The following is a 10,615-nucleotide window of genomic DNA, read 5'->3' as shown; positions in this document are numbered from 1 at the left end:
ATTCTCGACGAGGAGAAAACCACGATTTATAGATAGGTGAAGGCCACAGGAGGCAAAAGATGCAAAAATCTTCGCTCAATCAAATTGAGTTTATCCGTCAACCTGTCCGCCAGATATTCTCTGCCATTATCCTCGGATCTGTTGTTATACTCTGCCCTTTGAACGCGGCGGCTCAGATGCATGGCCACGGCACAGGAAGCGGGATGCACGGGCATGGCGCTAATGGCAGCGGGCACGATGAAGTCAACATGCCAGGACTTCGGGGACTGAATGCCACCGACACCGAAAGCGCTGAGCTTGCGACCCTGTTCCTAAACTTTCAGACCATCAGCAGGGAAGTAACCAACCTGCCCAACGGCATAGAAACCGTGACACGTTCGTTTGATGCTGCGGTGATGGATACTCTGATCAGCCATGTCGTCGGCATGATCGCCCGTGTTGAAACCGGGGACGATCCGCAGATCTTTATTCAAAGCCCTACGCTCGGAATTTTCTTTGAGCGTGGTATGCGAATAGAGACCAGTATCGATGTAACGGACGAGGGAATTGTTGTGACACAAATCTCCGACGATCCGGAACTTGTGGAAGCGTTGCAGATCCACGCTGCGGAAGTCACCGATATGGCTGACCGAGGGATGCGGGCTGTTCACGAGATGATGATGAAGCGCGCTGCAGACTAATAAATTTCAGTTTTTATCGTCATTGAACCGTTCCGTCCGTGAGGTCGTGTCAGACAAATTCGAACCCGTCTCTACTAGGTCAGTTAAGCTGTCCTTTATTCAGCACAAAGACTGCGCCACTCAGCAAGAGCAGCGGTGCGGTTAAGCTTGAAATGGCATCTTCGGGAAACGCTGCGCTCCTGATTGAAGTGGTTGAAAACGGATGCATGGACGGAAACAAATTTCTGCTAACTTCGCATCCGGCGAAAGCGGTGCATGGGGTGGTGTCAGACTAATTCGAACCAGTCTCAGTTTACCGGTAAAAACAGCAACCTATGCCGAACAAAGTTGACGCCACTCGGAGAGAGCTGTGGCGATGGCCTCAAGGCGCAAGCTCTCCTTTTGGATACTTTGTTGCAAAAGAATATCGCTGCGATACTGCCACGTGACGAATGTGGTCAGGACAATCAGCACTAGGATAACAGTTACGCGAAAGGCGATTGTTGATTCCAGCAAAATTCGCCTCAGACTGTAGAACAGCGCGTTTGACAGGCGTGGTCCGATGGACCGGCGACTTGTGCGTGCGTAAGCGACAGCATCGCCCAAGATTTCTTCTACCGGCCAACTGGTTGGAAAGGTATTACCACACAGGCGGAACCGCGATATCGGTCCGTCCTCTCCAAATTCGATAGTGTCCCCGTGCAAAAGGTGTGCTGTACCGATCTTGCGCCCGTTCACCCAGATATCAGAACCTGATATCGCCTCAATCTCGTATGTTTCGCCAGACCATGACAGCATTGCGCGCGCAAGCGAGCTGGAAAATGTGGCCGTATTCGAGCTGATCCGCAGCGCCCGGTCGGTCCCAACGTACACGTGTGATTGATCCGATGAAAGCCATACAATCTGACCACGCGAGGTGCCCGTAAGGTTTTCCAAAAACGCGCGCACGTCGTTAGGTGTTGAATCCGGCAAACCAACTGGCTCTGCTGTCAGGCCATTTTTCACGCGGCATCCTCTTTCGGAAATTTCTGGACTGGCATCGCGCAAAGTACCGCAATACGCAGCAGCGGTCCATCATATGCAAGATTGTACTGTTTATGGTCAGCCGCCAACAAGCGACGCGCCCAGTAAGAGCGCGACACAAAAGACAGCGCCCGCGACTGGAAACGCGATATGTACAGTAAACGTACCCGCCGGTGCAGGCACACCTTTGATCTTAAACCACACCAGCGCGAGATTGATCATCACAAATACCAGCAGAAGAACTTCGGAGGAGGTCTCTGCCAGCGTGTCGAGAGGCGTAAAGATTGCCAGAACCAAAACGGCGGCTGCAACAAGGAGTGTCGCCCGAAGTGGCGTTTTGGTGCGCGGCGAAACAGCGCCGATCCAAGCAGGCAGCCGCCCTTCCTTTGCCATGCCATAGGCCACGCGTGCAGCCATGATCAGCATGATGACAACGCCATTCATCGTGGCGATAATCGCGATCATGGTGATGGCAAGCGGTGGCAGTCCGGTCAGCCGCTCAAACAAAAGGCTGATCGGTGCCGAGGTGCCTGTCAGGTCTTGGACGGACACATTTTGCGCTGTAACAAACGAGACCAGAACATAAAGCACGGTCACAATCGACAAGGTAATGCCAATCGCCCAAGGCATGATTTTCTTAGAGTTTTTGGCCTCTTCCACAAGGTTGACCACATCATCAAAGCCGATGAAGGCGAAAAAGGTGATCATGCTGGCAGCCAGAACGCCGGACATGGCCGACCAGTCCGTCGGTGGCGGCATCAGCGCTGCGGGCAATGCGCTCAGACTGTTGGGCTCATTGACCAGCCCGAAATAGATGATCACAAGCAGACCCGCTACTTCCACCAGCGTCATCGCCCCAGCGATGGCGACGGATTCGCGAATGCCCCAGGACGCAATCGTCGCCATCCCAAGCACAATAAAGGCCACCAGCACCTCTTTGGGCAGATTTATCAGTTCGGCCAAATAGCCAGCTGACCCCACAGCGATTGCAGCCGCTGCGATCATCGCCTCAACAAGAACAGCAAGACCAACAACAATCGTCAGCCAAGGAAGGCCAAATGATTTTTCGACAAAGACTGCTTCCCCCGCGGCTTGCGGCACACGCCCTGACAATTCGGCGAAAGAGGCGGCTGTAAATCCCATCACAATTGCAGAAAGCAAGAACGCGGCAGGCGCGTATTGACCTGCCCGCACAATCGCTTCACCAACCAGTACATAAATCCCGGCACCAATGGTGACGCCAAGACCGTACAAGACAAGGCCGACCAGGCCAATCGAGCGCTTAAGATGCACAGTCTCTGCGGCTGAATGTTTCATGCTCTCTCCCGCGTTGTTCCTTATACTATGGTTTCTATGTGCGACCTATCTTGATCTCGCTCAAGGTGACACATGCCCAGCAATATGCATTGGGGAGACCTCGTAGTGGCAAGGTTATTAAGATCTACGCGCGGCGACTGGGAAGACTGATCCTGCCTTGTCCGGCATCGCCGACTGGTTCTGCAGTTGCGCATGCCAGCATCGAACTGATTTTGGCCTTCCCCTCTCTGACCGATCCGCTATCGTCAATCACATGACAGTCGAAAACAATCATGACGCCTATAAGCCTGCAAAGATCGCTGCTCTGGTAGAGAGTGCTGGTGTCGCAAAGGCACATCTTCCGGCATTGCAGATGTTTGTGCTCGCCATTCTTGCCGGGGCGTTCATTGGCTTTGGTGCCGCCGCTTATACCAGTGTGATGACGGGAGTGGAGGCCACATATGGCCCCGCAAGATTGCAGGGCGGTGTGGTGTTTTCGCTTGGTATTATTCTGGTGATCATCGGTGGTGCTGAATTATTCACTGGCAACGCGCTGATGGTCATGGCGGTTGTTGATCGAAGAATCACGATACGCATGCTGTTGCGAAGTTGGGCCATAGTGTATGTTGGGAACTTTATCGGCGCGGCCGGGCTGGCAATTGCTTTCGGTCTGAGCGGCATTCTGGATGGCCCAGTGGGCAGTACCGCAGCAACAATCCCTGAAGCCAAGGTTACGTTACTGCCATTTGAGACCTTCGTGCGCGGCGCTTTGTGCAATGCACTGGTGTGTCTTGCGATTTGGCTTTCGTTCGCGGCACGAACCGCAGCGGGAAAGATATTGGCGATGATCTGGCCCATCAGTACGTTCGTATTGCTTGGCCTCGAACATTCCGTGGCGAATATGTACTTTTTTCCTCAGGGCTGGATGGCCGGATCTGAGGTAACTGTGAGGGATGCAGTAGCAAACCTGGTTTGGGCCACTTTGGGGAATATTGCAGGGGGCGCAGGCGGTGTGGCTTTGGCATATCGCTTTGCTTTTCTCGGTGAATCCACACGCTAGCAGGACATCGCTTACCCTTGAACGGCAAGTGATATCTCGTCAGGGTATATACCGTGTTGGTCGCGGATCTTGTAAGGATTCCAGGTAATTTACTACCTCAATCAGCTTAATCGGCACCAAGGTGGTCAAACCGTTTCCCGTATCAAATTCGACCATGTCGTTGTCCAGAAGATCTTCGACTATCGGCATGTCCTCGCGCGGGTTGGTGGCTTTTAGATAACCATCCAGAATCGACATGACCTCCAGCATCGGCCAGACGCCATCCCGTCTTGAGGCAATCTGTGTCAAGTCTGCAGGTGCCGTCCCCAAACCTGCGGAAAGTGGACCGTCGCCTTGGCCAGTGAAACCATGGCAGGAGACGCACTTCTCCTTGAACAGAAGCTCTCCTACACTTTGAGCGTCAAGCGAAGATCCCACAAAAAGAATGGGGATCAACAGTAAGATACGCTTCATGGTAATCTGCCTTTTTATGCCTTCGAGTGAAGTTAGAGCGTCAGGCTATAAAGTGGATTGATCTCTGTCAAATGTGGCGTTTGCCAAGCGGTGACGTCAAAAGCGGACAGCATACCAATCATCGGCTTTCATCGGTCAAAGAACATAAGGTGGCTTGCGGTTGATGTGCATCAACAAGACCAAGCGCAAGACCGAGTATCGTTTCAACATTGTAAAATGAGGATCTGAGTATGCTGAACGTTTCAAAACTCTCCGCCAACCGTCTAGATATCGAGCTTTCTGGTGCTTTGGATGCTGACGCAATGCGCTCAGCCCTCGATAACCTTGTTGAGAAATCTGAAGGCGTCACAGATGGTGTCGGTCGTCAGGGTTTTTGGAACCAATGGCTGCATAAACTAAGAGAGCGTTTGGCTCATCTGGTTGGTTTGATTATGCGGCTTGCTGGCGTTGATGCAAGCGTCGCGCTTCTAGGCTCTGGACTCATAACCAAAACAACACCGCTGCCGCGAGGGCGATGGCAGACAGGAAGATTATAGGGCATCTGTCGTAGCGGGTCGCGACCCTGCGCCAATCCTTCAAACGTCCGAACATGTTCTCAATCTTGTGACGGCTTCGATAAATTTTAGTGTCATGTTGGATAGCGTCTTTGCGGTTCCGCCGCGATGGGATGCAGAGTTTGATGCTCTTTTCTTTCAAGCCCTCACGGAACCAATCGGCGTCATAACCGCGATCCGCCAGCATCCAATCGGCAGCAGGCAGTGAGGGTAAGAGCGCCCGTGCGCCGATGTAATCGCTGACATTCCCCGCAGTCAGAAATAGTTGGATGGGACGACCGACCGCATCGGTAACGGCATGGAGTTTCGAGTTCAGCCCACCCTTGGTGCGGCCAATCAGGCGACCACGCCCCCTTTTTTAAGCCCCATACTGGAAGCTGTTCGGTGGGTCTTCAGGTGGTTCGCATCAATCATTAGTGTACCTGTTGCATCCCCTTGAGCGGCCAATTCCGTCAGGATGCGTGCAAAGACTCCCATCTGGGACCATCGAGCCCACCGATTGTATAGCGTCTTGTGTGGCCCATAATCGGACGGAGCATCCCGCCAACGCAGGCCATTACGAATGACGTGAATGATGCCGCTGAGAACGCGACGGTCATCGACCCGCGCAACACCACGAGGCTTCGGGAACAGATGTTTAACGCGTTTCAAGTTTGCTTCGTGAAGCCAGTAAAGATGTGACATAGATAATCCTCCTGTCGCTGTTGAATCACGAAGCCACAATAAATGGAAACAGCCAAAGAAATGTCTGCTCAGCATGAACACCGGTCATCCGACAAAACCCGTCAGATGACGGCACTGAGCCCATTCCGGAAATGCTTTGGCTTTGACGCTCGCAGGTGCAGCAACCTGATCGACGGACACCGTCAGATGCCTCGCGAAAAAACCCCGCCGTTGCGCGAAAATGCGGCCCGTTGTAGTATTTGGGCAAGGGAGAGCGATCCATGCGACGGATTGGAACCGTCTTTGCAGCGATATTTTGTCTACTTGGGCCCGCTCAAGCGGGTCCTTTATTCGATGCGGTAAAGCAGGCAGATACTGCGACCGTCGAGGCTCTGTTGGAAAGCGGGACCCCGGTCGATGAGCGGGGGCCGAACCAGGCTACTCCGTTGATTGCCGCAGCATTGGTTGGGAACCCCGAGACCGCTGCGGTACTGATTGATGCAGGCGCTGACGTGATGGCGCGCAACCACAGCGGCTTCACACCTCTTCACGCAGCAGCTTATGGCGGCCATTTTGAGACCGCGCGCCTGCTTCTCGCGCGTGGCGCAGATGTAAATGGGCGCATCAACAGGGCCGAAAAATCACCCATCTTCATGGCGGCCGACGAGGGTCACCTCGAAGTGATCGAGCTACTGCTCGACCACGATGCGGATATCGTAACCCTCGACAACGATGGCTTCACGGTCCTGATCCGGACGATGTTCCGCAAGCATTATGATATTGTGGCACTCCTCAAGCAGCATGGGGCCACATGCCCGCCGCAAGACGCGTTCGGCCCGGATTTTCAACGCCTTTGCTTGGAGGCAGGCAAATAGGGGAAGGTCAAAAAATGAACTTTCGACTTCTGATGAGTGGCCTGTTTCTGGCAGGCATGAGCAATGCCGCGCTGGCCGATGATCCCATCAATACTGGGCCCTTCGGCGATGTTGCTATCAAGGGCTACGACACCGTCGCCTATTTCACCGAAAGCCGCGCCGTTAAGGGATCAAGCGAGTTCGCATATGATTGGCTCGGCACGCCATGGCACTTCAACAGCGCAGAGAACCGCGACCTGTTCAAGTCTGACCCGGCAAAATACGCACCCCAATACGGTGGATATTGCGCATTGGGTGTCGGGCTTGGTGCCAATGCATCCGAAAACATTGACCCCGTAAATTCGTGGCGGATCATCGACGGGAAGCTTTACTTCATCTCGGATCCAACAGGTGCGGAAATGCTCGACCATCCAGAAGGGCAAGCGGTGATCGCGAAGGCCGATGCGAACTGGGAGGACACCAAGCCTTTGGCGGCTAAGGACTATTCCAATTGACGAGCGCCATCGTCGCCGATCATCCGTCTGGCCCAAAGTGAAACAGAATATGCGCGTTGACGTAGCTAAACGGCAAGCCCCTCCCGGCTGTGTCTTCGGCTCTTTTGTAGATTGGGCCGCAGGCCGGGCGACCGAGGGCAAGACCCGGTTGTTGCATGCACAAGGTATCGTCTTTCACATAGGCCGATCCGGTGATGAACATTGTCGATGTGCGCATCGCCATGCTGCCACCGTCTGATATTTGCATCAGACCGGGGCCGCGGCCCTCGAAGGTTCCCTGCCAAACACTTCCATCTATCAGCGCGCCGACCTCATCGGCGGACAACCTTTCGCGCATACCCGGTTGAAAATCGAAGGTCCATTCCTGAAGTCCGGCGCGCAACATTGCGTCAATGATCCGATCGAGGTCCTCCTGGCGCTGAAAATGAGAGAAGATGACCCGGTAGAGCTGCGCCGAGATGTGCGGTGCGAATCTTGCCACCTCGCTTGTGGTGGCTTGCGCCTTTGGTGTCCAGCCAGCCTCAGCATACGCGGCGGCGAGGATCGTGAAGTAGTCCTCGATACCTTGCGAGCTGTCCTTGATTTCCTCGAGGATTTCGACCGCACGTTCGGGACGGCTTGCAAGTATGTAAGACAGGCTGGCGATCTGCCGCGCATAGCTGGGCAGGAGTGGGTTGAGACGCAACGCAGTTTCGAAATTATCGATCGCCTCTTCGTGGCTACCAGAAAACGTTTGCGCGAAACTGAGAGCAAGATATGCGGCAGCTTCGCCGGGTGCCTTCTCGACCGAGAGCCTCGCTGAACGCATCGCTTCCTCGTAGCGGCGATCCACGGTTTGCAATTCGCTCAGCACAGCAAAGGGCATCGCCGCATCGGGATCGATTTCCAAGGCTCGCCCGGCATGTTCGTAGGCGCGTTCCCGGGCGACCGGGTAGGGCAGCACGTCGTCGTAGTTTCGTCGCATGACCAATGCCTCGATACGCGCCTGCGCAGCGAAGGCACTAGCAAAGGCCGGATCGATTGCGGTCGCCTCCGAATAGAGGCCTAACGCCTCGCGCAGGCCGGGTCGGAAGCCGCTGCGCGCGGCCTCTTCGGCCCTGAGGAAGAAATCATACGCTTCCAGATCCGTGGTTGGGAGGCGTTCGATCCGCTCCTGTTCAGACGCGCTCAGATCCACCCCTAGCCGGTTAATGATCTCGGTTACCAAGCTGTTTTCGATGGAGAATATCTCGTCTTTGTCCTGTTCCATCCGCTCGGCCCAAAGCGTCTGCCCGCTGCTCACATCTGTTAGCCGGGCATTGACCAGAAGCCGTGTTCCCGCTCTCCGCACACTCCCTTCGAGAACATAGTGGACACCCAACTCGCGGCCGACGGCCCGGCTATCGATTGTCCGGTCTCGGTAGGAAAACGCTGTATTGCTGCCGATCACCATCAGCCCCGCGACTTTCGAAAAATCGGTAATTAGGTCGTCAGTCAGGCCGTCGGCGATGTAGCGTTCCGCGTCAGGCAGTCCAAGATTTTCAAAGGGCAATACGATGAGAGAAGGGCGCGATTTCTCAGCTGCGATCGTCTCACCCTCCGAGCCGCCGAACAGGGCGATCAAGTCATCGCGCAGCACGAAAGCGGCACTTGAAAGAACAGCTATCACTGCCATCGCCGCGATGGCGCCCCTTGCATTCCGGCGGGGCCAGACTGGGTGTGGTCTGCCATTTGGGTCCACCATCCGGAACACTGCGATCGGCTCAGGTATGTTTTTGACACGGTGCACACCTGCAGGCTCGAACGGTTTACTGACTTTGCCGCGCGTATGTTCGTAGACCTGCCGTGAGATGCAGATACTTCCGGGCTTTGCGAGTGGTTCAAGACGTGCGGCAATATTGACGCCGTCTCCGTAGATATCGTCGCCATCGATGATCAGGTCGCCCAGGTTGATACCGATCCGCAACTCGATCCGCTGGCCGGGATCGGTGGTTGCGTTTCTGTTGGATACTTCCTCCTGTATCTGGATCGCAGCTTCTACGGCATCGACGACACTTGCAAATTCGGCTAGCAAACCGTCGCCCATAAGCTTGACCACCCGCCCGTTTTTTTCCTCTATCGAACGGGCCAGTATGTCCTGGCGCAACGCGGTCAAACGTTCGAACGTGCCCACTTCGTCTTCGGCCATCATGCGGCTGAAACCGACCACGTCTGCGGCAAATATGGCGGCAAGCCTACGTTCCAACGTCTGCCTCTCTCCTCTGAGAATGCGCGCGGCACCGTGAAGCGCGACGCCCCAAAAAAAAATGTGACAGAAACCGCGCTCAATTAACATATTTAACTAAGCCGCTCCGAGCAAATCCATGGCACGGCTGTACAATCAAGGCGATTTTCGTTGCACCAGCATCGGACCGCTCAGTCCGCAACTCGATCATAGCCTCGATTTTTGCCAACGTCTGGTGTCGGTAAAAGCTGCCGTTGCATTCGTGACCCGTTTATAGGTCCAGAGCCTAGAGACTTCGCCACCATAGGACTTTTGGAGGGTTCGCGACTTGTTTCGAAATACATATTGATTGTCGTAATGTGCGCAACCGGATCGATATGGGGCTTCTCGACAAAGATTTGCGGTTTTCTGCCAAGTGTTCTTTTTGGCCTGATTCTATCATGGCCTCCTAGCGGCAAATCACACAAGAAGGCACATCTATAGTGTCAGGCAAAAGCAGAAAATGAAAAGCGATCAGCCTCATCTCGGGATGTTCCGATCCGCGGTGAGGAATGGCTCGATGTCCCGGGATCGGTAGATGGACATATGTGGGAAGAAAGCGAAGTCTTAGGGTTTTCCGAAGAATACGAAGGGGATGCATTCTGGCGCCACCGCGTCCGGTGAATTGAAACCTCCTCTGAATTGAGACTGCATCGCCGTCATCCCTGAATGTTGCAAATGCTTGATTTCAACGATTGTCATGCGTAGTGGGGCGCGGCTGATCTGCCAGTGGTCGCTGGCGCTGGCCGAGAAAGCAGTTACCACTTGAATCGAGAAAAATTGATATTGCACTGCCTCGCGCGGCTTGATGAACGCGCCACAAAGCCTCCTGCCGGTGACCAAGAAAAACTTGCGGCAAGATACCTGCCTCGGCACTCTTCTGGTGATGAGGTGGCATTGAAGTTTGAAAAGGGGCCGAAAACTCCGGCGAACCTGAGGGTTGCGCGCAGATACGTCTCAAACTTGATCTCGAAGCCTGGCATGACTTTCAAATTATCGCTGGCGTCAGAACTGTATTCTCCAATAAGCAAAAACTGCGAACCACTATATGGGCGCTATTCAGAACTAAGGGCGATACCTGAACTGAAGCACGCTGATCTGATATGTTTTCGCATTTCCACCACGGTCGAACAGGATCAAATTTTGGGTCATTTGGATGTTGAATGTCATTGAGAACTGACCCGGTAGCCCCCCAAATTGTCACTGAGAATTGACCCATGTGAACACATGGCCCTGACGTTTTTGTTCAGGGAGATTTGGAGTGATCGACATGGGATTTTTGAGTGTCATTCGACG

General features: G+C 54.2%; 11 protein-coding genes and 1 pseudogene. 5 read left to right on the top strand and 7 right to left on the bottom strand.

Going from position 1 to position 10,615, the window contains the following annotated elements:
* Positions 1-59 precede the first annotated feature (59 nt).
* Positions 60-680: a hypothetical protein gene (locus ABJI08_RS14330; RefSeq protein WP_348402527.1), complete on the top strand. Its 621-nt coding sequence runs from the start codon at positions 60-62 to the stop codon at positions 678-680.
* Between the two features lie 95 nt (positions 681-775).
* Here the strand turns inward: ABJI08_RS14330 and ABJI08_RS14325 are convergent.
* From ABJI08_RS14325 to ABJI08_RS14315, 3 genes and pseudogenes are all read right to left on the bottom strand, one after another.
* A pseudogene (locus tag ABJI08_RS14325) lies at positions 776-937 on the bottom strand (IS6 family transposase); the annotation flags it as partial.
* A gap of 55 nt (positions 938-992) precedes the next feature.
* Entirely contained in the window at positions 993-1,664 is a 672-nt protein-coding gene (locus tag ABJI08_RS14320; protein ID WP_348402526.1) for an FHA domain-containing protein, read from the bottom strand.
* A 96-nt stretch (positions 1,665-1,760) separates the two neighbouring features.
* Positions 1,761-2,999, bottom strand: coding sequence for an APC family permease (locus ABJI08_RS14315; protein ID WP_348402525.1), 1,239 nt, complete (start codon positions 2,997-2,999; stop codon positions 1,761-1,763).
* A 253-nt stretch (positions 3,000-3,252) separates the two neighbouring features.
* Here ABJI08_RS14315 and ABJI08_RS14310 point away from each other — a divergent pair, with 253 nt between their 5' ends.
* Positions 3,253-4,038 (top strand): formate/nitrite transporter family protein, encoded by a 786-nt coding sequence (locus ABJI08_RS14310; protein WP_348402524.1) that lies wholly within the window; start codon positions 3,253-3,255, stop codon positions 4,036-4,038.
* A gap of 39 nt (positions 4,039-4,077) precedes the next feature.
* On the opposite strand, the gene ABJI08_RS14305 is transcribed toward ABJI08_RS14310, so the two are convergent.
* Complete coding sequence (locus tag ABJI08_RS14305) at positions 4,078-4,491, bottom strand: c-type cytochrome (RefSeq protein ID WP_348402523.1); 414 nt, start codon at positions 4,489-4,491, stop codon at positions 4,078-4,080.
* 230 nt (positions 4,492-4,721) lie between these two features.
* On the opposite strand from ABJI08_RS14305, the gene ABJI08_RS14300 reads away from it, so the two are divergent.
* Positions 4,722-5,027 (top strand): hypothetical protein, encoded by a 306-nt coding sequence (locus ABJI08_RS14300; protein WP_348402522.1) that lies wholly within the window; start codon positions 4,722-4,724, stop codon positions 5,025-5,027.
* Here the strand turns inward: ABJI08_RS14300 and ABJI08_RS14295 are convergent.
* Positions 4,972-5,729 (bottom strand): IS5 family transposase gene (locus tag ABJI08_RS14295; RefSeq protein ID WP_348402521.1). Its coding sequence is split into 2 segments (ribosomal slippage): positions 4,972-5,393 and positions 5,393-5,729, totalling 759 coding nucleotides; the frame shifts between segments, so codons are not numbered across the junction. The genes ABJI08_RS14300 and ABJI08_RS14295 overlap by 56 nt on opposite strands.
* A gap of 260 nt (positions 5,730-5,989) precedes the next feature.
* Between ABJI08_RS14295 and ABJI08_RS14290 the strand changes: the two genes are divergently transcribed.
* Together ABJI08_RS14290 and ABJI08_RS14285 are read left to right on the top strand one after the other, a co-directional pair.
* A complete protein-coding gene (locus tag ABJI08_RS14290) occupies positions 5,990-6,583 on the top strand; it encodes an ankyrin repeat domain-containing protein (RefSeq protein ID WP_348402520.1) in 594 nt (197 codons plus the stop codon).
* Positions 6,584-6,597: 14 nt separating this feature from the next.
* Entirely contained in the window at positions 6,598-7,077 is a 480-nt protein-coding gene (locus ABJI08_RS14285) for a YHS domain-containing (seleno)protein (protein ID WP_348402519.1), read from the top strand.
* Positions 7,078-7,096: 19 nt separating this feature from the next.
* On the opposite strand, the gene ABJI08_RS14280 is transcribed toward ABJI08_RS14285, so the two are convergent.
* Together ABJI08_RS14280 and ABJI08_RS14275 are read right to left on the bottom strand one after the other, a co-directional pair.
* A complete protein-coding gene (locus ABJI08_RS14280; RefSeq protein WP_348402518.1) occupies positions 7,097-9,301 on the bottom strand; it encodes an adenylate/guanylate cyclase domain-containing protein in 2,205 nt (734 codons plus the stop codon).
* 585 nt (positions 9,302-9,886) lie between these two features.
* The gene (locus tag ABJI08_RS14275) at positions 9,887-10,162 is read right to left on the bottom strand and encodes a hypothetical protein (protein WP_348402517.1); all 276 of its coding nucleotides are present in this window, start codon (positions 10,160-10,162) and stop codon (positions 9,887-9,889) included.
* Positions 10,163-10,615 lie beyond the last annotated feature (453 nt).

The sequence above is a fragment of the Shimia sp. genome (assembly GCF_039969785.1).
Taxonomy (GTDB): domain Bacteria; phylum Pseudomonadota; class Alphaproteobacteria; order Rhodobacterales; family Rhodobacteraceae; genus Shimia.
Note: the sequence above shows the minus strand (reverse complement) of the source record. Positions and strands in the feature narration are given on the sequence as shown.

Excerpts from the sequence above, each read along its gene's own strand:
- ABJI08_RS14290 (WP_348402520.1), top strand. The coding sequence starts at position 5,990 with ATGCGACGGATTGGAACCGTCTTTGCAGCGATATTTTGTCTACTTGGG.
- ABJI08_RS14285 (WP_348402519.1), top strand. The coding sequence starts at position 6,598 with ATGAACTTTCGACTTCTGATGAGTGGCCTGTTTCTGGCAGGCATGAGC.
- ABJI08_RS14300 (WP_348402522.1), top strand. The coding sequence starts at position 4,722 with ATGCTGAACGTTTCAAAACTCTCCGCCAACCGTCTAGATATCGAGCTT.
- ABJI08_RS14330 (WP_348402527.1), top strand. The coding sequence starts at position 60 with ATGCAAAAATCTTCGCTCAATCAAATTGAGTTTATCCGTCAACCTGTC.
- ABJI08_RS14310 (WP_348402524.1), top strand. The coding sequence starts at position 3,253 with ATGACAGTCGAAAACAATCATGACGCCTATAAGCCTGCAAAGATCGCT.
- ABJI08_RS14305 (WP_348402523.1), bottom strand. The coding sequence starts at position 4,491 with ATGAAGCGTATCTTACTGTTGATCCCCATTCTTTTTGTGGGATCTTCG.
- ABJI08_RS14315 (WP_348402525.1), bottom strand. The coding sequence starts at position 2,999 with ATGAAACATTCAGCCGCAGAGACTGTGCATCTTAAGCGCTCGATTGGC.